Source organism: Microbispora sp. H10949 (assembly GCF_014161435.1).
In the GTDB taxonomy this organism is placed as follows: Bacteria; Actinomycetota; Actinomycetes; order Streptosporangiales; family Streptosporangiaceae; genus Microbispora; species Microbispora triticiradicis.
The window spans coordinates 93851-118509 of the sequence record NZ_JABBWZ010000008.1; the positions used below are offsets into that span (position 1 = coordinate 93851).

At 71.8% G+C, this 24659-nt stretch carries 21 protein-coding genes and 1 pseudogene; 16 read left to right on the top strand and 6 right to left on the bottom strand.

All coding sequences use genetic code 11. The features are described from left to right. The first annotated feature begins 44 nt into the window (after nt 1-44). Genes HHX40_RS21820 through HHX40_RS21840 form a run of 5 tightly spaced genes read left to right on the top strand, consistent with a single transcriptional unit; the run spans nt 45 to nt 6370 of the window. On the top strand, nt 45-1565 hold the full coding sequence (locus tag HHX40_RS21820) for a radical SAM/SPASM domain-containing protein (protein WP_182882103.1): 1521 nt from the start codon (nt 45-47) through the stop codon (nt 1563-1565). Next, entirely contained in the window at nt 1520-2437 is a 918-nt protein-coding gene (locus tag HHX40_RS37820) for a methyltransferase domain-containing protein (RefSeq protein ID WP_182882104.1), read from the top strand. The genes HHX40_RS21820 and HHX40_RS37820 overlap by 46 nt, the downstream gene beginning before the upstream one ends. Continuing rightward, nucleotides 2428-3807: a TldD/PmbA family protein gene (locus HHX40_RS21830; protein ID WP_182882105.1), complete on the top strand. Its 1380-nt coding sequence runs from the start codon at nt 2428-2430 to the stop codon at nt 3805-3807. Before HHX40_RS37820 ends, HHX40_RS21830 begins: the two co-directional genes overlap by 10 nt. Continuing rightward, the gene (locus tag HHX40_RS21835; RefSeq protein WP_182882106.1) at nt 3791-5131 is read left to right on the top strand and encodes a metallopeptidase TldD-related protein; all 1341 of its coding nucleotides are present in this window, start codon (nt 3791-3793) and stop codon (nt 5129-5131) included. Before HHX40_RS21830 ends, HHX40_RS21835 begins: the two co-directional genes overlap by 17 nt. 15 nt (nt 5132-5146) lie before the next feature. Next, on the top strand, nt 5147-6370 hold the full coding sequence (locus HHX40_RS21840) for an NAD(P)/FAD-dependent oxidoreductase (protein WP_182882107.1): 1224 nt from the start codon (nt 5147-5149) through the stop codon (nt 6368-6370). Nucleotides 6371-7746: 1376 nt separating this feature from the next. Here the strand turns inward: HHX40_RS21840 and pepN are convergent. After that, nucleotides 7747-10161 carry an aminopeptidase N gene (gene pepN / locus HHX40_RS21845; RefSeq protein WP_310738223.1) on the bottom strand — a complete coding sequence of 805 codons (2415 nt, stop codon included), beginning with the start codon at nt 10159-10161 and terminating at the stop codon, nt 7747-7749. Between the two features lie 152 nt (nt 10162-10313). Between pepN and HHX40_RS21850 the strand changes: the two genes are divergently transcribed. The 3 genes from HHX40_RS21850 (at nt 10314) to HHX40_RS21860 (ending at nt 13427) form a co-directional block, all read left to right on the top strand. Next, nucleotides 10314-10703, top strand: a complete 390-nt coding sequence (locus HHX40_RS21850) for an ArsR/SmtB family transcription factor (protein ID WP_182882108.1) — start codon at nt 10314-10316, stop codon at nt 10701-10703. 324 nt (nt 10704-11027) lie between these two features. Further along, a complete protein-coding gene (locus HHX40_RS21855) occupies nt 11028-12128 on the top strand; it encodes a GTP-binding protein (protein ID WP_259403829.1) in 1101 nt (366 codons plus the stop codon). Between the two features lie 60 nt (nt 12129-12188). Beyond that, a complete protein-coding gene (locus HHX40_RS21860) occupies nt 12189-13427 on the top strand; it encodes a GNAT family N-acetyltransferase (protein ID WP_220499434.1) in 1239 nt (412 codons plus the stop codon). Between the two features lie 105 nt (nt 13428-13532). Here the strand turns inward: HHX40_RS21860 and HHX40_RS21865 are convergent, their stop codons facing one another. Beyond that, nucleotides 13533-14888 (bottom strand): NAD(P)-binding domain-containing protein, encoded by a 1356-nt coding sequence (locus HHX40_RS21865; protein WP_182882110.1) that lies wholly within the window; start codon nt 14886-14888, stop codon nt 13533-13535. Nucleotides 14889-15091: 203 nt separating this feature from the next. On the opposite strand from HHX40_RS21865, the gene HHX40_RS21870 reads away from it, so the two are divergent. The 7 genes from HHX40_RS21870 (at nt 15092) to HHX40_RS21900 (ending at nt 20439) form a co-directional block, all read left to right on the top strand. Next, nucleotides 15092-15457, top strand: a complete 366-nt coding sequence (locus tag HHX40_RS21870; RefSeq protein WP_182882111.1) for an ArsR/SmtB family transcription factor — start codon at nt 15092-15094, stop codon at nt 15455-15457. Nucleotides 15458-15767: 310 nt separating this feature from the next. Continuing rightward, the gene (locus tag HHX40_RS21875) at nt 15768-16394 is read left to right on the top strand and encodes a TetR/AcrR family transcriptional regulator (RefSeq protein WP_182876440.1); all 627 of its coding nucleotides are present in this window, start codon (nt 15768-15770) and stop codon (nt 16392-16394) included. 51 nt (nt 16395-16445) lie between these two features. Continuing rightward, complete coding sequence (locus HHX40_RS37825; RefSeq protein ID WP_182882112.1) at nt 16446-17357, top strand: LysR family transcriptional regulator; 912 nt, start codon at nt 16446-16448, stop codon at nt 17355-17357. A 177-nt stretch (nt 17358-17534) separates the two neighbouring features. After that, on the top strand, nt 17535-18251 hold the full coding sequence (locus HHX40_RS21885; RefSeq protein WP_182882113.1) for an SDR family NAD(P)-dependent oxidoreductase: 717 nt from the start codon (nt 17535-17537) through the stop codon (nt 18249-18251). A gap of 7 nt (nt 18252-18258) precedes the next feature. Beyond that, nucleotides 18259-18630, top strand: coding sequence for an SgcJ/EcaC family oxidoreductase (locus HHX40_RS21890; RefSeq protein ID WP_182882114.1), 372 nt, complete (start codon nt 18259-18261; stop codon nt 18628-18630). Between the two features lie 133 nt (nt 18631-18763). Beyond that, a complete protein-coding gene (locus HHX40_RS21895; protein ID WP_182882115.1) occupies nt 18764-19381 on the top strand; it encodes a VOC family protein in 618 nt (205 codons plus the stop codon). Further along, complete coding sequence (locus HHX40_RS21900) at nt 19378-20439, top strand: alcohol dehydrogenase catalytic domain-containing protein (protein WP_182882116.1); 1062 nt, start codon at nt 19378-19380, stop codon at nt 20437-20439. The genes HHX40_RS21895 and HHX40_RS21900 overlap by 4 nt, the downstream gene beginning before the upstream one ends. 44 nt (nt 20440-20483) lie before the next feature. Here the strand turns inward: HHX40_RS21900 and HHX40_RS21905 are convergent, their stop codons facing one another. The 4 genes from HHX40_RS21905 to HHX40_RS21920 form a co-directional block, all read right to left on the bottom strand. Then, nucleotides 20484-21089, bottom strand: coding sequence for a class I SAM-dependent methyltransferase (locus HHX40_RS21905; RefSeq protein WP_182882117.1), 606 nt, complete (start codon nt 21087-21089; stop codon nt 20484-20486). 443 nt (nt 21090-21532) lie between these two features. Then, complete coding sequence (locus tag HHX40_RS21910) at nt 21533-21937, bottom strand: arsenate reductase ArsC (protein ID WP_182882118.1); 405 nt, start codon at nt 21935-21937, stop codon at nt 21533-21535. 46 nt (nt 21938-21983) lie between these two features. After that, on the bottom strand, nt 21984-23015 hold the full coding sequence (locus tag HHX40_RS21915; protein ID WP_182882119.1) for an inorganic phosphate transporter: 1032 nt from the start codon (nt 23013-23015) through the stop codon (nt 21984-21986). A gap of 223 nt (nt 23016-23238) precedes the next feature. After that, on the bottom strand, nt 23239-23748 hold the full coding sequence (locus HHX40_RS21920) for an NUDIX hydrolase (protein ID WP_220499435.1): 510 nt from the start codon (nt 23746-23748) through the stop codon (nt 23239-23241). A 563-nt stretch (nt 23749-24311) separates the two neighbouring features. Between HHX40_RS21920 and HHX40_RS38280 the strand changes: the two are divergent. Then, nucleotides 24312-24632 (top strand): annotated as a pseudogene (locus HHX40_RS38280) (cellulose binding domain-containing protein); the annotation flags it as partial. Between the last annotated feature and the right edge of the window lie 27 nt (nt 24633-24659).

The window sequence follows — 24659 nt, forward strand, 5'->3', positions numbered from 1 at the left end:
CACCCCCCGGCGGCATCACGGACACCGTTTCTGGGAGACACACCATGCTTGTGAGCCCGAACACCGTCACCTTCTCGGTGGAGCTCCCCGAGGGCACCCTGGACCCGGCCTATCTCGACGAGAGCGGCAAGGTGAGCGTCCTCGCCAACGCGGTGTCCGGATCGATGGACATCGTCACCCCCGCCGAGATCGCCGTGCTCGAACGGGTCCGCGCCGGAGACGATGCCGTCGACCGTGAGCTCGTGGCCGGCCTGCTGGAGCGCGGGTACGTCTGCACCGATCCGGTCGAGGAGGAGGCGCGCTACCGCGCCATCGTCGACGGCTACTTCCAGGCGATCCAGGAAGCGCCGTTCCAGTTCATGTTCATCCCGTCGTTCGTGTGCAACCTGGCGTGCCCGTACTGCTTCGAGGGCGAGCTGACGACCAAGAGCCCGCGCATGGACGAGGAGATGATCGAGGCCGCGTTCGACACCATCCCGGAGATCCAGGACCGGCACCAGAACTCCGGCCCGCCGTACATCACCCTGTTCGGCGGGGAACCGCTGCTGGACACCGCGTACCAGCGAGGCGCCGTCGAGCAGATCCTGCGCGGCTCCTACGACCGCGGTTACCCGGTCACCGCGATCACCAACGGCGTGGCGCTGGACGCGTACGTGCCGATGCTGCTCAAGTACGGCTGCGAGGAGGTCCAGGTCAGCCTGGACGGCACGCCGAGGACCCACGACACCCGGCGGGTGTTCCGCAACGGCAAGCCGACGTTCGAGCTCATCGAGCGCAGCATCGACGTGGCCGCGGAGGCCGGCATCCGCGTGCTGATCCGGGTGCTCGTCGACGAGGACAGCGTGGACGACATGCCGCGCTTCGCGGAGTTCGCGCAGGCCAAGGGGTGGCTCGACCACCCGAAGATCCGCCTGTTCAACGGCTTCACCAAGGCCACCACGTTCCTGTACGTGACGCCCGACCACCCCGAGGAGAAGCGCAAGCGCATGGTCCGGGGGGACGTCAAGGCCGGGCTCCAGGAGGCCTTCTGGCAAATGGTGCAGCAGAACCCCCTGGTGGACCGCATGCTGCAGCCCGACCTGGCCCGCATCAGGTCGGCCGTCCTGGAGGGCGACCGGCTGCGGCCCAACCTCCAGGGGTGCAGCGCCGGCACGAGCGTCGTCGCCTTCGACCCCAACGGCAAGATCTACGGCTGCCCGGAGACCGTGGGCCGCCCCCAGCACGCCTGCGGGACGTTCTACCCCGAGTTCAGCTACGCGGCCGGCTATCGGGATCCCTGGCGGCACCGCCACGTGGACACCGTGCCCATGTGCCGCGACTGCAACGTGAAGTTGTTCTGCGGGGGCGGCGGCTGCCCCATCAAGGCGTGGGCGGCCAACGGCGGCGACTTCAACACCTGCTACTGCCCCAAGGTGTCCAGCATCACGACGCGTGTCGAGACCCAGTTGGCCTACCTGCTGCCCATGGCGCTGCGCCGGCGGCAGGAGCACGCGAACCGACCGGAAGGAGAAGAGGGAACGTGGGAGCAGATGACACGCGTGGGTTCGTTTCCCTGGATGAGCTGATCCGGCCGCGGACGGCGGCCGACACGGTCGCCGAGCCGGACGCCTGTGGATGCGCCCCGGCGACCGCGGACCAGGCGGCGGGCTGCTGCGCGGCCCCGGAAGCGGCCCCGGCCGACCAGGGTCCCGTTCCCGTCGAGACGCACGTCAAGAAGCGCTACGACGCTCTCGCGGTGCAGGGCACCAGCACGCTGTGCTGCTCTCCCACATCGGTGTACACCCCGGAGGAACTCGCCGAGATCCCCGAGTGGGTCCTGGAGCTGTCCAGCGGCTGCGGCTCTCCCATGAACGCGATCGGCCTGCGCCCCGGGCAGACGGTCGTGGACTTCGGCTGCGGCGCCGGCCTCGATCTGCTGATCGCCGCGCGCCGGGTGGGGGAGACGGGCCGGGTCATCGGCGTCGACGCGTCGATGCAGATGGTCAGGACGGCTCGCCGCGCGGCGAAGGAGATGGGGCTCAAGAACATCGACGTGCGGGTCGGCGACATCCGGCGCCCGCCGGTGCGCGAGGCCAGCGTGGACGTGGTGATGAGCAACTGCGTCCTCGGCATGTTCCCCGACAAGAAGGAAGTGCTCCACGCGGTCGCGGCGGTCCTGCGCCCGGGCGGGGTGGCGGTGATCTCCGACGTCGTGTACTCCGACGACGGCCCGCCCCCGGCGGACGTGGCGGCCGGCGAGTCCGCCGGTGCGGAGGACTTCGCCCGGTGCGTGGTGGGCATGACCGAGAGCGAGTACCGCGACCTGGTGCTCGGCGCGGGCTTCGGCAGCGTGGACATGCGCAGCGACGGGCTCGTCCCGTACCGCGACGGCGCGCAGGTCACCAGTGCCATGATCTTCGCCTACCGGGACGACAGCCCCGCGCAACCGTGCTGCTGACCGGCGGCTCGCCCGCGCTCTTCCGGGACGCCGGCCTGCGGGCGGACGACTACGCCGAGGTCCGTGTCGAACGCGCCAGGACCGTCGACCTGGTGTGGCGCGGCGACGGCCTGGAAAGCAGTGTGACCAGCCGTGACGAGGGGTGCTGTGCCCGGGTGATCGGCCGGTCGGGGTCGGCGTTCGCGTCGGGCACCGCCGTGGACGCCGGGCCGGTGCTGCGCAGGGCCGCGCGTGACGCCGCCGAGCTGGGGTGTGCGGCGGGACGTCTCGCCGCACACCGGCCCTACCGGGACGACCACCCTGGCGAGGCCGGTGAGCTCGCGGAGACGGTCGGCCTGGCGGAGAAGGTGGAACTGCTCGGCGCCTACCACGCGGCGGCGCTGGCGGCGCATCCCGGCGTGACCGGGGCGCTCGTCTACTACCGCGAGTCGGTCGCGGACGTGGAGCTGCTCACCAGTGAGGGGACCGGCGTCTCGTACCGGCGCAGGGACCTGACGCTGCAGATCACCGTCTACGCCGACGGCGGCGCCGCGAGGACCGCCGGCTCGGTGTCGGCCGGCAGCGGCGGCGACTTCTCCGTGGTGCGGGGCCTGGCCCCGGACGTGGAGGCCGCCGTCGCGACCGCCGTGGACCTGCGCGCCGCCCCCGTCGTGGCGCCTGGGGAGTACGACGTGGTCTGCGACGGCCCGCTGGCCGGCATCTGGGCCCACGAGACGATCGGGCATCTCGCCGAGGCCGACCACCACCTCGGGGACGCGCCTCTGCAACGGTCCCTGGCCCCCGGACGCCGGCTCGGCCCGTCCATGCTGACGATCACCGATCACCCTGGACGTCCCGGTGCGCGGGGATTCGTACCGGTGGACGACGAGGGCACGGCGGGGTCTGCGGTGGAGCTGCTGCGCGACGGTGTCGTCACCCGGCCCCGGCTGCACGACCGCTCCACCGCGGCGGCCTTCTGTGAGGAGCCCACCGGCAACGCCAGAGCCCTGAACTTCCGCCACCCGCCGCTGCCCCGGCTGCGGACGATCGCCATCGCCCCCGGCGCCGCGTCCGAGGAGGAGATGATCGGCGGTGTGGCGCGCGGGCTGCTGGCCCGGGGCGTGCTCGGCGGGCAGACCGACCGCGCCGGATTCACCTTCCTGCCGGCGGAGTGCCGGGAGATCCGCGACGGCGAGGTCCGCGGACGGGTCAGAGGCGTGGTGCTGTCCGGTGACGTGCTCGGCGCCTTCGCGGCCATCGACGCGATCGGCCGTGAGCAGTGGCGCGGCGACACCTCGGCGAGCTGCGGCAAGCAGGGCCAGAACGCGCTGCCGGTCAGCTCCTGGGCCCCCATGCTGCGATTGCGAGGCATACGTGTCACCTCTGGCTGACCGGCTGGAACAGGTCGGAGCGGAGGCCGCGGCCCGCGCCGACCACTGGGAGATCCTTGCCGTCGAGCGCGACGACACCGTGGTGGAGGTCGGCTCGGGCGTGCCCGACCTGGTCAGGTCCGCGCACGAGACGGCGCTGTGCCTGCGGGTGCACCGCCACGGCCGGGTGGGCACGGCCACCACGACCCGCCTCGACGACGTGCGGGGGCTGGTCGGCGAGGCCGTACGGAACGCGGCGCACGGGCCCCCGGCGTCACGCGACCCGGTCGTCGGGAGGACCGCCGCCCCCGAGGCCGCCGGGTCGCCCGCCGCGGACCAGGGCACCCGATCCGTACGGCTCCTGGCCGAGCGGCTGGGCGCGCTGCAACGCTCGTCCGGGCTGACGGTGCACGGCACGGTGACCCGGACCGAACAGGCGGTGCACCGCGCGGCCCCGGACGGGCGGACCACGACCTCGGACCGGTTCTTCCACATCGCCGCGCTGGCGGAGGGGTCGGCCGTCCAGCTGCCCTGGACCGGCTGGACCCGGACGCCGGAGCTGCCCGCGGCGCTCTCCGCGTGGCTGGAGGCCGCGGCCGGCTGGGACGGGCTGCCCGCCGCCGACGCGCCCTCCGGCGACCACGACGTGCTGCTCGCGCCGTCCGCGGTGCACACCCTGCTCACCCCGCTGGTCACCGCGCTGAACGGCACCGCCGTCACCGCGGGCCGCTCGTTCGTCGCCGGGCGTCTCGGCGAGCCGTTCCTGCATCCCTCGATCGGCCTGCGCGACCATCCCTCGGAGCCGGCCGCGCCGGACGAGGAAGGTACCGGCGGGCTGGCCTGGCCGGGCAGCGACGACGACGGCGTGCCGTGCGCGCCCCTCACGCTGGTCGAGCGGGGCGTCCCGGTCCGGGCCTACCACAGCGTCCGTACGGCGGCCGCGTGCGGGACGGCGCCCACCGGGCACGGGTTCCGGGGCAATGCGCTGCGCCGCACGGTGCTCAAGCCCGCCACGCCGGTGCTCAACGGCGCGACGCTGTCCGCCGCACCGGCCGACGCCGGTTCCTTCGACGACCTGCTGGCCGGCGTCCGCGAGGGGGTGCTGGTCGAGTCGCTGATGGGCGGGCACCAGCGCGCCGGCCTCTCACCGGTCGTCGAGGGCAGGCTGCGGCTCGGGTTCCTGATCAGGGACGGACGGGTGGCCGGGATCCTCCGGCAGCGACCGATCGCCCTGGACCTGCGTGAGGTGCTCGGCCGCCGCTTCCGCGCGGTCAGCGACCGCCGGTGGGCCGTGAGCAGGATCTGGTCGGGCCGTATGCCGTTCGTACTGGCCGGCGGGACATGACGCGAGGAGCGGCCGATGTATGACGTGATCGTGGTCGGCGGCGGCGTCACCGGGGCCGCGAGCGCCGCCCTGCTCGCGCGGGAGGGCCTGCGGGTCCTGGTGTGCGACCGCACCCGGCTGCCCGCCCCGGCCGTCTCCACCCACTTCTTCGGCCCGACGACGCTGTCCTTCCTGGACCGGCTCGGCGTGCTGGACGAGGTGCTCGCCACCGGCGCGCCACCGCTCCGGCGCTGGCACCTGGAGGTCGAGGGCGGCTACTACGGGGCGCCCATGCTGCCCCGCTCGCCGTACCACTACAACCTGTGCGTACGCCGGGAGACCCTCAGCGGGGTCCTGCTGCGCGCCGCGAGCCGGCACGGGGCCGAGATCAGGGAGCGCAGCCCGGTCCGGTCCCTGCGCCGGGACGGTGACCAGGTCATCGGGATCGAGGGCGCGGGGTGGTCGGAGAAGGCCAGGATCGTCGTGGGGGCGGACGGGCGGGGATCCCCGACCGCCCGTCAGGCCGGTGCGGCCACGACCTTCGACGCGGGAGCCATGCGCTGCACGTTCCACGCCTACTGGGAGGACGTCGTCCCGCTGCCCTCGCCCGCGCTGGAGCTGTGGCACGACAGCGGACACGTGCTCCAGGTCGGCCCGTGCGACGGCGGGCGGTGGGTGGTCATGCTGTCGGCGCCCATGGGGGAGTACGCGGCGATCCGGGGAGACGAGGGGTACGAGCGCCTGCTCCGGTCGATCCCCGCGATGGCGGACCGGTTGCGTGCGGCACGGCGCGTCTCGCCCGTGTACGCGTCCAAGAGCCTGCGGAACTTCCACCGCGAGCCGGCGGGGCCGGGCTGGCGGCTGGCGGGCGACGCCTACTGCCACAAGGACCCGCTGTTCGGCGCGGGCATCACCGACGCCTGCGCGGCGGCGGAGACGCTCGCCGCCACGGTGCCGCTCGCGGTGGACGGCGACACTCCGCAGGCCCGGGAGAGCTACGCGACCGTCCTGGACGAGCGCGTCGGGCGCAAGGTCCGCGCGGGTCTCGCGGGGCTGCGCATCGATCCGCCGGAGCCCGGCCAGCTCGCCTGGATCCGCGGCGTGCTGGCCCATCCCGGGCTGGCACTGGAGATGACCCGCCGCTGCTCGGAGCTGTTCGCCGGGCTCCCCGAGGACCGGCGTGACTTCTGGCAGAAGGTCGCCGACGGCGCCTCGGAGGTGCTCGGCCTGCCCCCGGCGGCCTCCGTGGACCCGTCGTGACCACCGTCCCCGGCTACCTGGCCGGTCACGTCGAAGACCTCGCGGCGCTCCAGGCCCGGGTCGCCCACGCCCGCTGGCTGGCCGCGACGGGGCAGAGCGACGATCCTCCGGCCCTGCCGGAAAGCGGGCTCGGCCGGCTGACCGACGGCGGGCTCGTCCTCCTGGCCCTGGAGCACGGCGACCTGCACTACGCGGGGGAGCTGGTCCTCTGGTACTTCCGCGTCCGGCTGACGGAGGCGACCGCGCGGTTGCGGCTGCTCCAGCGCACCGTCACCGCCGAGGCCGGCGGCAGGACGCTCACCCACGGGGAGCTCGTCGCCCTCTCGCGGACCGTCACCGACGAACGGCGGCGCGCCGAGGTCCGGGCCGCCCTGGCGGACGTCGGGGAGCGGCTGCGCGAGGGCCGGCGGCGCTGGCTCGACGCGTACGCCGAGGCGCGGGCCGAGCTGGGGTTCCCGACGCACGCCGCGCTGGTGCGGGCGCTGCACCCCGAGGTGGACCGGTTCGTCGCCCACGCCCGGAACTGGCTGGACGCCACCCGGGCCGAGTTCCTCAGGCGATGGGACGGCTGGCGGACCCGCGACGCCATCTCGGCGCCGTCCATGGGGGACGCCCGCCTCGTCGCCGCACGCGCCGTCCTGCCCGAGGGCGCCGGCGGCGCCCTCGACGGCGTCCGCTCCACCGTACGCGAGTGGGGTTTCGGCGGATGTCTGGAACGCGTCGTCGTCGACGACGTCGCACGGCCCGGCAAGTCGGGCACGGCGTTCTGCTCGCCGGTCGCGCCGCCGGCCGACGTGCGGGTGTCCGTCACGCCGGGCACGACGCTGGGCCACCACGCCACGCTTCTGCACGAGTTCGGGCACGCGCTGCACTTCACCGCGGGCACCCGGCACCCCGCCGACCTGTGGCGCACACACCCGGCGCTGACCGAGGCGTTCGGTTTCACCCTGGAACGGGTCGTCCGGCGGCCGGACTGGCAGCGGCGCCACCTCGGCGTCACGGTGGACGCCGAGGCCGTGGAGCGCCTGGCCTTCGCGCGTGAGCACGTCCGGCGCCTCGTGGCGACCAGCCTCTGCTACGAGATGGCCGTGCACGACGGCCACCCGGACCCGGCCGCCGAGTACGTACGCTCGTACGAGCGGGAGTTCGGCGTCGCGGTGGATGGGGGGGCCGCGTGGGATCGGCTGCAGACCTACCTGGAGGGCAAGCCCTGCTACCCGCTGCTGTATCACCAGGCGTTCATGCTGAGCGAGACGCTGTGGGACCAGCTGACCGGCCGGGCGGGGGAGCGGTGGTACGCGGGCCCGGACGCCGGGCCGGCCATGCGGGAGCTCTTCGAGTCCTTCGCCGCCGGTGCCGGCGCCGAGGAATGGCTGTCACCCGGCGGCGTCCCGCTCGGACAGGTTGACGGCGAGGGCGAGTTCGGCCCTGGCCGCGCCGGTCAGCCGGACGAACCGGTCATCGGAGGGCAGGCGGTCGATCATGCCGAGCGTGTGCCGTGAGACCGACCAGGAGGGGAACATCCGGACGGCGACCGTACGCGCCGGTTCCCGGTCTCCCGCGGCGGCCAGCAGAGGGGGGACGTCCTGCGCGTAGCGCCGCGCGAACGGCGTGAGCAGGTGACGGTGCGCGGGGTGGGCGAAGCCGTCGGCCAGCGCGCGGACCTGCGCGACGCTCCCGCTGCCCAGGATGGCCGTCCACGCCCACTCCTTGGCCTCCGCGGTGGGCACCGACGCCCCGAGCCGCTCGGCGAGCCGGTCCTCCACGGTGGCGAAGGCGCCGGTGACGTCCTCCAGGGGCTCGCCATGCGCGACCAGGGACCGGGCGAGCCTGCGGCGTAACGCGTCGTCCACGTCGATCGGGGCCGCTCCGTGGAACCATTTCCGCACCGTGTCGACGTGACCGGCCGTCAGCGCCGCGTCCGCGATCGCCCGCGCCGCCGCCAGCCTCTGGTCCGCGTCGCCGTCCGGGCTGTCGACGACATGCAGCAGGCGGTCCACGTACGACGGCCAGCCGTGGGCGCGGGCCCAGCCCTGCTCGGTGTAGGCCGTCAGCACGGTGGAGACCCGGACGAGGAGCCGCTGGAACACGCCGATCTGCGTCTCCGCCGTCAGCCCGCCGAGGACCGTCGTCAGGAACCGCCGCGGCGGCAGCTCCCCGTGCCGGACCATGTCCCACGCCGCCGTCCAGCAGAGCGAGCGGGCCATGGGATCGGCCAGCCGGCCGATCCGGTGGACGACCTCCTCGGTGGAGCGCGGGTCCAGCACGATCCGGCAGTACGTCAGGTCGCCGTCGTTGGGCAGCACCAGCGCGCCGGAGCGGGCGCCGACGAGCGCGTCCACGCTCGTGCGCGGGCCGTCCGCGTCGAGTTCGTGCCGCCCCACCCGGACCAGATCGCCGTGGCGGTCCTCCGCGTAGACGCCCACCGCGAGACGGTGCGGCCTCGGCGACCTGTCCTGGAGCAGGTCGAAACGCGTGAAGCACCCGGCCTCGTCGACGTCGAAGTCGGCCCGCACCTCGGTGAGCCCGGCCGTCAGCAGCCAGGCGTCCGTCCAGGCGGTCAGGTCCCGGCCGCCCGCCTTCTCCAGGGCGCCGAGCATCTCGGCCCGGCCGGCGGTGCCGTGGGAGTGGTCCGCGAAGTAGCGCCGCATGCCCTCCAGGAACCCGTCCAGCCCCAGGCGCGCCACGAGCTGGCGCAGCACGCTCGCGCCCTTGTGGTAGGTCAGCGCGTCGAAGGCCGACCCGGCGGCGTCCACGTCGGGGACGCCGGTCACGACCGGGTGGGTGGCGGCCGACTGGTCCAGCAGGTACGCGTGCGCCTTCTTGCCGGCGGCGAAGTCGGCCCAGGCGTCGGCGTCGTCCGTGAGCCGGGTCAGCGCGTGGACGCCCGCCCAGGTGGCGAACGCCTCGCTCAGCCACAGGTCGTCCCACCAGCGCAGGGTGACGAGGTCGCCGAACCACTGGTGGGAGATCTCGTGGAAGATCATCTCGTCCCGGCGGCGGTGCGCGTACCGGGTCACCGCGCGGTCGAACACGAACGTCTCGGCCGCGAACACGCACGCGGCGTTCTCCATGGCTCCGAAGTTGAACTCGGGGACGAAGCACAGGTCGAGCTTCCGGAACGGATAGGGCGTCGCGAACGCCTCGGCGAAGAACGCCACCCCCGCCCCGAGCCGCTCCAGCAGCACGGCCGGGTCGAGGTGCGCCGCCAGGGAACGCCGGGAGTGCACCCCCAGGGGCACGCCGCCGCCCTGGTCCACCGTCCACGACGCCCACGGGCCGGCCGCCACCGCCACCACGTACGTGCTGATCGGCGGGGTCGGCGCGAACCTGTGGACGCCCGCCCCGGGCCAGTGATCGAGCGGAGCGTTGGACAGCACGGTCCAGCCGTCGGGAGCGGTCACGCTGATCGTGAAGGGCGCCTTGAGGTCGGGCTGGTCGAAGCAGGCGAACACCCGGGGAGCGTGGCCGGGCTGCAGGTGGCTGTACACGTACACCTGCCGATCGGCCGGGTCCGTGAACCGGTGCAGGCCCTCGCCGCCGGTGGAGAAGTCGTAGTCCGCCTCCACGGTCAGCTCGTTGACGGCCGCCAGATCGGGCAAGGGAATTCGTCCCGCGCCGTCGTACTCGACCGGCCGCCCGTTGAGCATTGCGGAACGCACTCGCCGGGGCAGGGCGTCCGCCCAGCTGGAGGCGCCCGGCCGGGCGCAGGTGAAGCGGATCGTGCTCTTGGACCGGAACACCGGTTCCCCGGTCCGGCTCAGGTCGACGTGGAGGTCGTAGGACCGCACGCGCAGCAGGGCGCCACGCTCCGTCGCCTCGGCGTGGGTCAGCGGGGGACGCGGTATGACGAGACCTCCTGCGCGGAAGGGTTGTCTAGACTCGTGGGTGATGCGGCCGGGTGACCTACGCCCGGGGCGCTTAGGGAGAGGACCCGATCGTCATGGCCGAGCACGACGAGCCCGTGCTGCTGCCGCATGAGGACCTTCCCACGGTCGAACCCGGTGTGCCCCGCCCGGCGCGGGTGACGGAGCCGCTGACCCAGGAACAGAGCATCACGCTCGCCGCGGGCTTCAAGGCGCTCGGCGACCCCGTACGGCTGCGGCTGCTCTCCCTCGTCGCCTCTCACCTCGACGGCGAGGCGTGCGTGTGCGACCTTGTCGGGGCGTTCGACCTCACCCAGCCGACCATCAGCCATCACCTCAGGGTTCTCCGGGACGCCGGGCTCGTCACGTCGACTCGCCGGGGTACCTGGGTCTACTACCGGGTCGTGCCCGAGGCGCTCACCGCACTCACGGGCATCATCGCCCTGCCTTCCGTCGCCACGAGATAGGCGATCCGGCGGGCGGCCGGTTACCGATGCCGTCATCGCGTAAATGATGCGCGAACAATTTCGCACACGAATAACTTCGTGACGATTGTAGCACCTGTATTGACGGTCATCAATACCCCTTTTTGGTACGGCCCCGCGGCATTGTTAATCATTTGTTGCCGGGCGTCAAGGATCTTGACCACGCGGAACGGAGGCTGTTAGCTGACTGCGGATGGCGGATCACTGAAACCACCTCGACTCCCTGTGACGCGAATACTCACTCGTGCCGTGCCATGCGGCGATATCTGTACGGAGCACCGTTACCAGAAGTGAGGCGAACGCCGGTTGATCACCTTCATGACCTTGAGCGGTTTTCTCGGGGCGGGCAAGACCACCACTCTCGTCGCGGTCGCGAAACATCTCCAGTCGCAGGGCCGCCGGGTCGCGGTCATCACCAACGACCAGGGAACCGAACTGGTGGACACCCAGCTCGCCAAGTCCGCGATCGCGGAGGCCGGCGAGGTCACGGGCGGATGTTTCTGCTGCCGGTTCGAAGACCTGCTGACCGTCGCGCAGCGCCTGGTCGACGGCCACCGGGTGGACACACTGCTCGCCGAGGCGGTGGGCAGTTGCACCGATCTGCAGGCCACCGTCATCCGGCCGCTCAGCGCCCACTACGGTGAACGTTTCACGCCCGCCCCCCTCCTGGTCGTCGTCGAACCGGAAAGGCTTGACGCGCTCCGCACGTCGCTGCCGCTGGACGACACGGAGTCGGACATGTCCTACCTGTTCGGCAAGCAGTTACAGGAAGCCGACGTGATCGCGCTCAACAAGATCGACCTGCTCGACGCGGCGGAAGCCGCCGCCATCACCGCGGATCTGCGCGAGCGATACCCCACGGCCACCGTGCTCGGCTACTCCGCGAAAACCGGCGAGGGGCTGGACCAACTGGTGTCCCTCTGGCTCGGCTCGGAGCCCGTAGGGCGCGGCCTCGACATCGACTACGACCGCTACGCCAACGCCGAGGCCGCGCTGGCCTGGCTGAACCTCAGCTTCGACGTGACGGCGGTGGAGGGCTTCGACCCGGACGCCTGGGCCCGTGCGCTGCTGGAGCACCTGTCCGCGACCGCCGCCCGCAACGGCTGGATGATCGGCCACGTGAAGGTCAGCCTCGAGTCCGCCGGTGACCTGAGCAAGGTGAGCGTGACCGCCGGCGGTGCCGAGCCGACCGTGGACGCCGTCGCGGGGAGGATGTTCACCGGGGCGGAGGCACGGCTCAACGCCCGCGTCGCGTGCGAGCCCGCCGAGCTCGACGCCGCCGTGGCCGAGGCGGTGGCGGAGGTGTCCGCCGCCACCGGCACGTCGGCCGTGCAGAGCGCCGGCGTCCCGTCGTTCAAGCCCGGCTACCCGCGTCCCACCTACCGGATTCCCGCCGCGGCAGGATGAGATGGAAACGGGGGCGGCCGGGGTCCCCGCCGCCCCCACCTGCGCGTGAAGGAGGCCGCCGTGGCCCACGAGGAGATCGTCGACCGCTACTCCAGGTTCGCCAGGACCGCGATGACCGGCCGGCCCGGCGACGACCCCGCCTCAGCGGATGACGCCTCCTTCGAGGAGGGTTGCTTCGGCGCCGCCGGCTACGACGACACCGCCGCCGCCCTGCCCGACGGCGCCCTGCGCGCCAGTCTGGGCTGCGGCAATCCCGTCGCCGTCGCCGACCTCCATGAGGGCGACGTCGTGCTCGACCTGGGCTCCGGCGGCGGAATCGACGTCCTGCTGTCCGCCCGCCGCGTCGGCCCCACCGGCAAGGTCTACGGCCTGGACGCCAGCCCCGACATGCTGAGCCTCGCCCGCGACAACGCCGCACAGGCCGGCGTGACCAACACCGAGTTCCTGCACGGCACCATCGAGCACGTCCCGCTGCCCGGCCGCACGGTCGACGTGGTCATCTCCAACTGCGTCATCAACCTGTCCGACGACAAGGCCGCCACCCTGACCGAGGCGTTCCGGGTCCTGCGCCCCGGCGGCCGCTTCGGCGTCAGTGACGTCGTCACCGAGGACTCCGTACCCGACCAGGACCTGCGCCGCCGCACCGAGACCCGCATCGGGTGCACGGCCGGCTCCCTGACCGTCGGCGAGTACCGCACCCTGCTCCTGGACGCCGGCTTCACCGGCATCACCATCACCCCGACCGCCGACCACGGCGACGGCGTCCACTCGGCCATCGTCAAGGCCGGCAAGCCGCCCGTCGCCCCCGGCTTCGAGATCCGCCCCATGCGGGCCGAGGACGCCGGCCAGGTCCTGAGCGTCTACCAGCTCGGCCTCGACACCGGCCACGCCAGCTTCGAGACCACCGCCCCGTCCTGGGAGACGTTCAGTTCCGCCCGCCTCGGCAACCTGCGTTACGTCGTCACCGACACCCGTACGGATCAGGTGGTGGCCTGGGTGGCCGCCTCCCGCGTCTCCGCCCGTCCCGTCTACGCCGGCGTCGTCGAACACAGCATCTACGTCCACCCGGGCTACGGTTCCCGGGGCCTGGGCCGGGCCCTTCTGGAGGCCTTTGTCACCGCCAGCGAGGACGCCGGCGTCTGGACCATCCAATCGGGCGTGTTCCCGGAGAACACGGCCAGTCTGGCGCTGCACCGGGCGGCCGGCTTCCGCGTCATCGGCACCCGCGAACGCGTCGGCCGCCATCACGGCGTCTGGCGCGACGTCCTCATGATCGAACGCCGCAGCCCCGCCGTCTGACGTCGCCAGTGCGGAACCGGCGGCTGTCAGAGACTCGTGTGGCCGGCCGCGACCGGTCCTCATCACCTGTCGCGGCCGCGCGGGTGTGGAGATCGGTCACCGCCGTCAGCAGCCGCCGGAGGAGGCGGGAGCGCCGATGGCGACCTGCAGCGTTGCCGGGGCGGCGCAGCAGCCGCCGGAGGCCTGCGCCGCGTCGGGCTGGTCGAACAGACCGGAGCCGCCGCACACCCCGGTCTCGGGCAGGACCAGTTCGACGCGTTCGGCGGCCTCGCGGTCGCCGGCCAGGGCGGCGGCGATGGAGCGGGTCTGCTCGTACCCGGTCATGGCCAGGAACGTCGGGGCGCGGCCGTAGGACTTCATCCCGACCAGATAGATCCCCTGCTCGGGGTGGGACAGTTCGCCCTCGCCGTGGGGGTAGACGGTGCCGCAGGAGTGCACGTTGGGGTCGATCAGCGGCGCCAGCGCGTGGGGGGCCTGAAGGCGCTCGTCCAGGCCGAGGCGGACCTCGGTCAGGAACGACAGGTCGGGGCGGAAGCCGGTCGCCACGATGACCTCGTCGATCGGCTCGGTGCGGCGGCCGTCATCGGCGATGAGCACCAGGCGGTCGCCGTCCCGCTGCACAGCCGTGGTGCGGAAGCCCGTGACCGCGGTGGCGTGGCCGGCCTCGACGGCGGCCTTGGCGGCGAGCCCGAGGGCGCCGCGTGCGGGAAGCTGGTCGGTCTCGCCGCCGCCGAAGGTGCCGGCACCGATGCCGCGTCGCAGGATCCAGACCGCGTGCGTGCCCGGCTCCTGGGTGGCCAGGTCGGCGAGGGCGGCCAGGGCGGTGAAGGCCGAGGCTCCGGAGCCGACCACCGCGGTGCGGCGACCGGCGTATCGGGCGCGTACGGCGGGGTCGCGCAGGTCGGGGACGCGGTAGGAGATGCGGTCGGCCGCGCTCTTTTCGCCGAGCGCGGGCAGGCCGTCGCCGCCGAGCGGGTTCGGGGTGGTCCAGGTGCCGGAGGCGTCGATGACCGCGCGGGCGGTGATGCGCTCTTCGCGGCCGTCGGCGGTGCGTACGTGCACGCTGAAGGGCTGCTCGTCGCGGCCGGAGTCGACGACGCGGTCGCGGCCGGCCTTGGCCACGCCGGTGACGGTCGTGGTGTAGCGGACCTTGTCGCCGAGTGCGTCGGCGAGCGGCTGCAGGTACAGCTCGGCCCAGTCTCCGCCGGTCGGGTACGTCGCCACGTCCGGGCGGACCCAGCCGGTCGGGGCGAGCAGCTTTTCGGCGGCGGGGTCGACGACCTCGCCCCAGGTGGAGAACAGCCGCACGTGTGACCACTCCCGGACGGCGGATCCGGCCGCGGGGCCGGCCTCCAGCACCAGCGGGTCCAGTCCGCGGTCGATCAGGTGGGCGGCAGCGGCAAGGCCGATGGGACCGGCTCCGATCACGACAATGGGCAGTTCAGCGGCGGGCATAGTCATGACGCCTCCCTGTTTCGACATCCGTCTATGAGTTGCGCGGCCAGCATGGCACCTGATTCGATGACCGTCAACATAGACACTCATCGAAATAAGGAGAGGGTTCGTCGTGGATGTCGAGGTTGTGGTGATCGGGGGTGGCCAGTCCGGGCTGAGCGAATCGGCCGGTCCTCACGAATTAGTTCGATGTATGTCAACATAGATAGATGTCGAATAGGCGGACGCTGCCGGTGCTGGAGTCTGATGTGGTGGTGCCGTGCTGCCCGCCGCTGACCGAACGCACGCTCACGGCCGCCGAAGCCGAGCGGACGGCGGCGATGTTCAAGGCACTCAGCGACCCGGTGCGGCTGCGCCTGTTCTCCGCCGTGGCCTCCGCTCCCAGCGGCGAGGCGTGCGTGTGTGACATCTCCGACGTCGGGGTGTCCCAGCCGACCGTCTCCCACCATCTGAAAAAGCTCAAGGAGGCCGGTCTGCTGGCCTCCGAGCGGCGGGGCACGTGGGTGTACTACCGGGTCGAGCCGAGCGTGCTGGCCGGAATGGGCCGGCTGCTGACCGGCGCCGGCCCTGCCTGAGACACCTGGACCAGTAACGCGCGGGGCCGCCTGATGATCAGACGCCCGGTTGCCGGCCGCTGTGAAGGCCGGGGTTGCGGTGTGGTCGTACGGCAGGCCGAGGGCCTTGCCGAGAGCGAAGGCAGTGGTGACCAACTGAGCCGACGTGTCAACGAGATCGGCGGGGACATCAGAGAAGTTGAGCCCGATCTCGGGTGAGACAGTGGTGCCCTCCAGTCTTATGAGCGCCGCAAGGGCGGACCAGTCGGGTACGGCTTGTGCTAGCCGACCGGTCAGGTATCAAACGGTTGATCGGTCGTACACTTGCGGTATGGGACGGACCAGCGACGCCAAGGAGAAGATCCTCGACGCGGCGCGATCGCTCATCGAGCTGCGCGGCTACTCCGCCCTGGGGGTGGCCGAGATCTGCAAGGCGGCCGGCGTGCCCAAGGGCAGCTTCTACTACTTCTTCGCCTCCAAGGAGGCGCTGGCTCTGGCGGTGATCGACGAGCACTGGGCGGCCCAGGAGCGCGACTGGAAGCGGATCCTGGGCGGTCAGGCGCCGCCGCTGCAGCGGCTGCGGCAGCTGTTCGAGGCGACGGAGGCCACCTTGCGCAGCGGGCAGCGCAGCTGCGGCAGCGTCGCGGGGTGTCTGTTCGGCAACCTGACGCTGGAGCTGAGCAACCAGACCGAGGCCATCCGCGCGCGGCTGCAGGAGATCTTCGACGCGCACGTCGAGATGATCGAGGCCGTCATCGCTGAGGCCGTCGCCAGGGGGGAGGCCAGGGTGGCCGACACCCGGCAGGCCGCGCGGTCGGTGGTGGCGCAGATGGAGGGGCAGGTGCTGTTCGCCAAGCTCTACAACGACCCGCAGCGGATGGGAGTCCTGTGGGCCGGCTGCCTGGCGCTGCTCGGAGCCGAGGCGCCGGCGCCCAGTGAGGTGGCCGTCGGCCTCTGACTTCCGCCCGCTGGTAGGCCTGGCCTCTCACCGCCTCAGTAGCATGACGGTGTGGAGCTGCGCCAGCTGCGATACTTCGTCGCGGTCGCCGAGGAGCTGAACTTCGGCCGCGCCGCCGGACGGCTGCTGATCGCCGGGCCCTCGCTGTCCCAGCAGATCAAGGCGCTGGAACGGGATCTGGGCGTGCGTCTGTTCGACCGGGATCGCCGGTCGGTGTCCCTCACCCCGGCCGGGGCCGCGCTGCTGGCCGACGCGCGGGCCTTGGTCGAGCGCGCCGACGAGCTGCGGCAGCGGGCCCGCCGGCTGTCCGGCTCGGAGCCGGTGCGGCTCGGCTACGTCAACTGGCTCCCGCCGGACCTGGGCGCCCGCACGGCGGCGGTGGCCCGGGTGCACGTCGACGCCTGGGTCGCGCCGTCGCACACCCAGGCCGCCCGGGTCGCCGACGGCGGTCTCGATCTCGCGGTGTGCTGGGTGCGCGCCCGCGACCTGCAGCAACGCGGCCTGCGCGCGCAGTTCATCGGCGCCGACCGGCTGTACGCGGTGGCCACCGGCCGGGACACCGGTGACGTTCCGGCCGCGGAGACCGGTGTCCTGCTCGACGACGACGTCACCTCCTGGTCGTCGTGGAACGTCTACGCCGAGGAGCTGGCCGGTCGGACCGGGGCCCGCGCGGTGCGCGTCTCCGACGGCGGCATCACCGGCCCGGCCTTCTTCGACCACGTGCGCCGCTGCGACCGCCCGATCGTCAACTCGCCCAAAGGGCAGAGCGCGTCGCTGCCGCCGGACCTGGTGCGGCGGCAGATCGTCGCGCCGGAGGTGTACTGGACCTGGTCGCTGGTGTGGCGGCGTGGTGAGGACCGCACCTCCGTACTGGACGTCGTGCAGGCCCTGCGCCCCGACGGCGACTTCGGCATCCACGGCGCGGACGCCTGGCTGCCCGAGGACGACCCGCACCGGCGCTGACCGCCCTCGACCCGCCTGGACTCTCTCATGCACCAGCGCTAAGAGGTTCTGCCTATCAGGTAGGAGGATTCCGGTCCCGGCCTAGCTTTGACTTCTCCTTGGCCACTGCCTAACTTCACATACGAATAGACGACCGATCGTCTATTGCAGACTGTGAAGAGGCTAGGAGGAGTCATCATGGGCATCCAGCAGCAGAAGGTCGCTCTGGTCACGGGCGCGTCGCAGGGTATCGGTGCCGGCCTGGTCGAGGGCTATCGCAGGCTCGGCCACGCCGTCGTCGCCGTCTCGCGCACCATCGCTCCCTCGGCCGATCCCGACGTCGTCACCGTGCAGGGCGATGTCGCCGACCGGGCCACCGCCGAGCGCGCGGTCGCCGCGGCGGTGGAGCGATTCGGCCGCCTGGACACGCTGATCAACAACGCGGGCATCTTCGTCGCCAAGCCGTTCACCGACTACACGCTCGGCGACTACGCCGCCATTCGGGGGGTGAATCTCGACGGCTTCTTCCACGTCACCCAGCTCGCCATCGCCCGCATGCTGGCACAGGGCGGCGGTGGTCACGTGGTCACCATCACCACCAGCCTGGTCGACAACCCCGACGCGCGGGTGCCGTCCGTGCTGGCCTCGCTGACCAAGGGCGGCCTGCAGGCGGCCACCAGGTCCCTGGCTGTCGAGTACGCCACGCGCGGGGTCCGGGTCAACGCCGTCTCGCCCGGCTCCGTCAAGACGCCCATGCACCCCGAGGAGACCCACGAGGCGCTGGCCGCACTACACCCGGTACGCCGGATGGGCGAGTTGAGCGACGTCGTGGACGCGGTCCTGTTCCTGGAGAACGCACCCTTCGTCACCGGCGAGATCCTGCACGTCGACGGCGGCATGAGCGCCGGCCACTGAGAATCCCATGAACACCGACACGGACACCGAGGCGATCCTGCGGGACGTGCTGGACCGGTGGCGGGCCGGCGTCGGCGCGCACCGGCCGCAGCAGGTCGCCGCCCTGTTCACCGAAGACGCGATCTTCCAGGGGCTGCGCCCCTACAGCGTCGGCAGGCCGGGCGTCGCCGCCTACTACGACTCCCAGCCGGCCGGGCTGACCGCCGCGTACCGCATCGTCGAGTCCAGAACCCTCGCCGCCGACCTCGTCCTCGGCTACCTGGCCGTCGACTTCTCCTTCACCGACCGGCCCACCCTCCACGTCCATCTCAGCGTGCTGGTGAAGCGGACCGAGGAGGGCTGGCGCATCGCCCACTACCAGGTCTCCCGGATCGAGTGAGGAGCGGCGATCGCACCGGGGAACTCACCAGCCCCGAGCGGCCGGTGAGACCTCCCGGTGCGACCCGGCGGCAAGCGGCCGCGCGAGCCCTCGCCACGCCGGCATTTCGTCACAAGCGCAGGAGGCGCGAATCATGGACATGAAACTCGAAGTGGTCGTGGTGCCGGTCGCGGACGTCGACCGGGCCAAGAGCTTCTACACGGGACTGGGGTGGCGGCTGGATGCCGACATCGCCACCCCCGCGGACTTCCGGGTGGTGCAGGAGACCCCGCCTGGCTCGCCGGCCTCGGTCATCTTCGGCACGTCGGTCACCTCCCAGGAGCCGGGCTCGGCTCAGGGTCTGCACCTGGTCGTCGACGACATCGGCGCCGCCCACGACGAGCTCAGCCGGCTCGGCGCCGGCCCGAGCGAGGTATTCCACGACGCTGGCGGCGTCTTCCACCACGCCGGGACCGCCGCCCGGGTGCCCGGCGCGGATCCGCAGCGCCGCAGCTACGGCTCCTTCCTGTCGTTCAGCGACCCGGACGGCAACGGCTGGGTGCTGCAGGAGGTCACCACCCGGCTGCCGGGACGGCTGGACCCGTCGGCCACCGCCTTCGCCTCCACCGCCGACCTCGCCGCCGCGCTGGGCCGAGCCGCGGTCGCGCACGGCGAGCACGAGGCCCGCCTCGGCGCCGAGGACCCGGACTGGCCGGACTGGTACGCCGACTACCTCGTACGCGAGCAGGCCGGAAGCGAGCTGCTGGCATGAGCGCCTCCGCGGACCGCGCCTCCGCTGACCAGGCACAGGCCTCCACCTACCGTGTCGTCACCGTCACCGGGCAGCGGCGGTTCGCCCTCGTCGAACGCGAGCGGCACGAGCCGTCACTCGGCCAGGTACGGATTCGGGTCGAGGCCTGCGGCATCTGCCACACCGACGTCCTCGCCGTCGAAGGGCTGCGGCCCGACCCCTCAACGCCGATCGTGCCCGGACACGAGATCATCGGCGTCATCGAGGCCCTCGGCGAGCGCGTCGACCCGGCATGGCGGGCCGGCGACCGCGTCGGCGTCGGATTCCTCGGCGGCCAGGACAACACGTGCCAAGAGTGCCGGCGCGGAGACTTCGTCAACTGCTCGGACCAGCCGCAGACGGGCACCGGCGTGGACGGCGGTTACGCCGAGGTGGCCTACGCGCGGGCTACGGGCCTCGTGCGGATCCCGCCCGGTCTCGATCCCTTCGCCGGTGCGCCACTGCTGTGCGCGGGCCTGACCATGTACAAAGCGCTGATCTCGGCGTCCGCGCGGCCAGGCTCGCTCGTCGCGGTACAAGGCATCGGCGGTCTCGGCCACCTCGGCATCCAGTACGCCCGCGCGCTGGGCCATCGCGTCGTCGCCATCGCCCGCGGCGCCGCCAAGGCCGGCCTCGCCGCCGAACTCGGCGCCCACGACTACATCGACAGCACCCGGACCGATCCCGGAGCCGCCCTGCGACAACTGGGCGGGGCGGCGGTCATCGTGGCCACTGCCGCGTCCGGCGCCTCGATGTCGCCACTGGTACGGGGGCTCGACCGGCGCGGGGAACTGGTCGTCGTCGGAGCCGCCCCCGACCCGATCCAGGTGAGCACGAGCGACCTGATCTTCGGTGAGCACGTTGTACGCGGCAGCCTGACCGGCACCGCGATCGAGAACGAGGACAACCTGCGCTTCGTCCTCGACCATGGCATCCGCTCCAGTAACGAGGTGTTCCCGCTGAGCGAGGCCCCCAAGGCCTACGAGCGAATGATCAACGGCGACGCTCGCTTCCGCATCGTCCTCGACCCGAGGAAATGAGGCAGCCGACGTCCGACCACCCGCTGGACCGAGCAGTCGCGCTGTCAGGCAGGGCGGAGGAGGGCGACCAGGAAGGCCGAGTCGTTCCTGAACGGACGAAGGTCCCAGGTGGACAGCAGCAGGTCGGGTTCGAGCGCGACGGCGGCCGCGTCCGCGAAGAACTCGCCGAACTCGTAACCGCGGCCGCCGCCGAAACCGATCGCGGCCCGGCCGTCCGGCGCGAGGTGCGCACGGAAGCGCCTCAGCACCTCACGACGGGTGCTCGGTGCGAGGAACGTCATCACGTTTCCGGCGCAGACGACGGCGTCGAACGGCGTGGGGATGCCCCGCGAGGGAAGGTCGAGTTCGGCCAGGTCGCCGACCAGCCATCGCGGCCCCGGGTGGTCCTGCTCGGCGGCCTTGATCAGAGCCGGGTCGACGTCGACGCCGACGACGTCGTGCCCGGCCTCGGCCAGCGCGCCACCGACGCGGCCGGACCCGCAGCCGGCGTCGAGGATGCGGGCATGGCGCGGCACCATGGAGTCCACAAGGCGGGCTTCCCCGGCGAGGTCGTCGCCGGCGCGGGCCATGGACCGGAAGCGCTCGATGAACCAGGTGGAGTGATCGGGGTCGGCGGCGACCTTCTGCATCCAGATGCTCTGTTCAGCCATGCCTGCATTCTCCCGGACCGGAGGAGGCGGCAGGCGACCGCCGAAGGACGCACCGGCGAGGCCGATGCCCAGGTCCGGCCGTCCGGGCCGCGGGTCCCGGGGCTCAGCGCGGATAGGCCGCCGATCCGTCCGACGGCGACGCTGGTGCCGATTCCGGCGGCCCGCGGGTGCGTGGGGAACAGTTCGGTGAAGGTCGGATAGGCGGCCGTCCAGGCTCCCGTGGCGACGGCGTTCGCCAGCATGGTGGCAGCGAGGACCAGGCCCTTGTCGCCCGTGGACGTCGCCGCGGCGAGCACTCCGATGCCCGCCGCGGCGCTCTGAACAGTACGCCGAGCAACCACGCCCAGAAGATCCGGGACGACTGCTCGACCGTCGCCTGGAAATGCTCGCTGAGCGGATTGATGACACTGCCGACGAGGCCGGGTGCCCGGCGTTCGAGCGCGTCAGGGTTTCAGCAGTCCGGCCAGGAGAACCTTCACCCGGTCGTGGATCTCGTCTCTGATCACACGCACGGCTTCGACGCCCTGCCCGGCCGGGTCGTCGAGTTTCCAGTCCTCGTACCGCCTGCCGGGGAAGACCGGGCAGGCGTCACCGCAGCCCATAGTGATGATCACGTCGGCCGCCTGGACGGCCTCGGCGGTGAGGAGCTTCGGCGTCGCGGCGCTGATGTCGATGCCGACCTCACGCATGGCGTCGACGGCGGCGGGGTTGACCCGCTCCGCGGGCGCCGACCCGGCTGAACGGACCTGGACGCGGTCGCCGGCCAGATGCGCGAGCCAACCGGCCGCCATCTGGGAACGGCCGGCGTTGTGCACGCACACGAACAGGACACTGGGTATCGGGGGCATGGCTGGTCCCTTCGATCGGTCGGGGAGCGGGGCGGACCGGCCCCCGTCACGAGAGAAGAAGATACGCCCCGGCGGCCACGGCGGCGGCGACGGGCGGTGTGCACAGCCATGCGATCAGGAGGTCGCGGACCGTCTTCTTGTTGAGCCTGGACAGATCGTTGGCCGCGATGCCGGAGATGGCCCCGGCCGACACCTGGGTGGTCGACATGGGCAGTCCCAGGATGGCGCCCAGTCCGACGAGGCCCGCGGTCGTGAGGTTGGCGGTGAAACCTTCGACGTGCGGAATCTTGATCACGGAGTACGCGAGCCGGTCGGCGATGCGGGAGCCCGCCACGACACCTCCGACGGCCATGGCCGCGGTCACGGCGAGCAGCAGGCCGGTCGGGGTCATCCCGCCCACCAGTGCGAAGGAGCCGATAGCAACGATCTTGGGTGCGTCGTTGAGGCCTCGGGCGAAGCTCGCCAGCCCGCTTGTCGCCCAGTGGGCGACCCCGATGGCTTTCTGCGCCTTGGTCGGCTCGACCTGTGCCGTCACGGTCGCGACCTGCGCCGCATCACGGTCCGGGACCGGAGCCGGGGTCCTTTCCCTTCTCGCGGTACGGATCGTCACGACCTTCCGGGTGATGATTCCCAGTACGGCCGAGATCGCGTAGGCCACCAGGATGCTCAGCAGCAGCGGCTGCACGACCTTCCCGAGCAGTCCACCCCACTCGACGGCAGAGCCGGCGAACAGGCTCCCGGCGCCGAGCAGCGAGCCCACCAGGGCATGGGTGGTGGAGACGGGCAGTTTCAGGATCGTGGCCAGGACAACCCAGAAGATGGTTCCGATCAGCACCGCGACCGTGAAAGCCGGGGTGGGCGTGGCGGAGACGATGCCTTTGGAGAAGAGCTGGGTCATCTTCGAGGCCAACGTCAGCGAGACGAGGCAGCCGAGGGCGGTGGCCACCGTGCCCCATGCGATGGCCGTGCGGATTTTCGTAACACCCGCGCCGGCGAGCGTGGCGACGCCCTTCGGCACGTCGTTCGCTCCGTTGGCGGCGGCCAGTAGGAGCACGAGCAAGAGTACGAGCACTTCCATGCGTCTGCCTCCGGGGGTAGTGGTGCTCGTGAGTGAAAGCGCGCGCGGCAACAGGTAAGGCCGGGCCGGACTACACGTCAGAGGGAAGAGCGATTCTCGGAGCCGACGCATCGGGCGCCGCCGCCTGCTCGGCGTTCATCCTTTCGTCACCTGAAGTTCATGATCGCTGTTCATCTCTCCGACGGCAATAGCGCCAGGACGGTCGGGGGTGCTTCGCCTGACCTCACTGGGCAGCAGCCGGCCGCCAGGGCAGGTGCACCGGTTCGGCGGGGAGGTCACCGGCGAGCAGCCGGGGCAGAAGCGCGCCGATGCCGACGGGGAAGACGAGGTCGGAGGTGGTCTGAAGTTCGTGGACGGTCCACCAGCGGTGTGCGGCGATCGCCTCGAGTTCGTGGGCCTCCAGGTCCGAGGGAGCCAAGGTCAGATGGTCGAGGCGGGTGAAGAAGAACGAATCAACAGCGTGCAGGGTGAACTCGCCGAATCGGGCAGGACCGGAGGAGACGGCCACCACCGGACTCAGCCGCTGCGGAGCGAGGAGGTGACCGGTCTCCTCGAACAGTTCGCGCACCGCCGCCTGAGAGAGGGTTTCCCCGTCTTCGACACCACCGCCGGGCGTGGCCCAGAAGTGGGAGGCGGGCAGATCGTCGGAGGCCCGGAAACGGAAGAGCAGGAGCCGGTCGTCGCGGTCGACCAGCAGAACGCGGGCGCTGGCCCGCACGGCGGGAACGGTCACTCCGCCGATCTTAGGCGGCGGCCCGGGTCAGGGAAGGAACCCGTCGCCGGTGCGTTCCCGAACGTCGCGGATGGTTTGCGGCGGGACCGGTTCGTCGTTCGCCGCGCGGTGTCCCTGGACTGAAACTTTCAGCTTCCCGTCCTCGAAACTTTCCGGCTCCCTATCTCCGGTACGTGCGAACAACTGACAGGCGAGTGGCGATCATGTCGCTGACGTGGAGCGGGAGGGAGTAAGACCCTTCCCGCACGGATCACCCTGATGCGTATGTCTGTGTGCCCACCCGGGGTCGATGCGGTGGAGGGCGACTCCCGCAGGGCGCAATGCTATGTTTCGCGCCATATTTAGTTGTTGTTGCGTAGATAGGACGGCTCTACTTTCGGTTGCCGAAGTATCCGAATCGGTTCGACGGTAGGGCACCCATGTTCCGCCTCTCCGTCCGCCACGACAGGACCTGTGAAAGAAGACAAAGGAGGCCACTCTTGAATCTGCGGCTCTTACGCAGAGCGCGGCTGTGGGTGAGCATGGTCGCCGGCGCCCTGGCCGTGCTGCTGCCGGCGGGGGTGATGACGGCCCTCGACGCCCAGGCGGCCGCGGGCTGCCGCGTGGCGTACACGGTCACCTCCCAGTGGCCGGGCGGTTTCACGGCCGACGTGGGCGTCACCAACCTCGGCGACCCGATCAACGGCTGGAGGCTCGCCTGGACGTTCCCCTCGGGGCAGCAGGTCACCCAGCCGTGGAACAGCACGATCACCTCGTCGGGCGCGCAGGTCACCGCCGTCAACGTGAGCTGGAACGCGGCCATCGCGACCAACGCGACGGTCTCCTTCGGCTTCAACGGGTCGTGGTCGGGTGCCAACACCGCGCCGAGCGCCTTCACGCTCAACGGCGTCACGTGCACCGGGAACGTCGGC

What these genes read in the sequence shown, in the direction of transcription:
- HHX40_RS21820 (WP_182882103.1), top strand. Translation starts at nt 45, where the DNA reads ATGCTTGTGAGCCCGAACACCGTCACCTTCTCGGTGGAGCTCCCCGAG.
- HHX40_RS21840 (WP_182882107.1), top strand. Translation starts at nt 5,147, where the DNA reads ATGTATGACGTGATCGTGGTCGGCGGCGGCGTCACCGGGGCCGCGAGC.
- HHX40_RS21850 (WP_182882108.1), top strand. Translation starts at nt 10,314, where the DNA reads ATGGCCGAGCACGACGAGCCCGTGCTGCTGCCGCATGAGGACCTTCCC.
- HHX40_RS21865 (WP_182882110.1), bottom strand. Translation starts at nt 14,888, where the DNA reads ATGACTATGCCCGCCGCTGAACTGCCCATTGTCGTGATCGGAGCCGGT.
- HHX40_RS21870 (WP_182882111.1), top strand. Translation starts at nt 15,092, where the DNA reads ATGTCGAATAGGCGGACGCTGCCGGTGCTGGAGTCTGATGTGGTGGTG.
- HHX40_RS21875 (WP_182876440.1), top strand. Translation starts at nt 15,768, where the DNA reads ATGGGACGGACCAGCGACGCCAAGGAGAAGATCCTCGACGCGGCGCGA.
- HHX40_RS21885 (WP_182882113.1), top strand. Translation starts at nt 17,535, where the DNA reads ATGGGCATCCAGCAGCAGAAGGTCGCTCTGGTCACGGGCGCGTCGCAG.
- HHX40_RS21890 (WP_182882114.1), top strand. Translation starts at nt 18,259, where the DNA reads ATGAACACCGACACGGACACCGAGGCGATCCTGCGGGACGTGCTGGAC.
- HHX40_RS21895 (WP_182882115.1), top strand. Translation starts at nt 18,764, where the DNA reads ATGGACATGAAACTCGAAGTGGTCGTGGTGCCGGTCGCGGACGTCGAC.
- HHX40_RS21900 (WP_182882116.1), top strand. Translation starts at nt 19,378, where the DNA reads ATGAGCGCCTCCGCGGACCGCGCCTCCGCTGACCAGGCACAGGCCTCC.
- HHX40_RS21905 (WP_182882117.1), bottom strand. Translation starts at nt 21,089, where the DNA reads ATGGCTGAACAGAGCATCTGGATGCAGAAGGTCGCCGCCGACCCCGAT.
- HHX40_RS21910 (WP_182882118.1), bottom strand. Translation starts at nt 21,937, where the DNA reads ATGCCCCCGATACCCAGTGTCCTGTTCGTGTGCGTGCACAACGCCGGC.
- HHX40_RS21915 (WP_182882119.1), bottom strand. Translation starts at nt 23,015, where the DNA reads ATGGAAGTGCTCGTACTCTTGCTCGTGCTCCTACTGGCCGCCGCCAAC.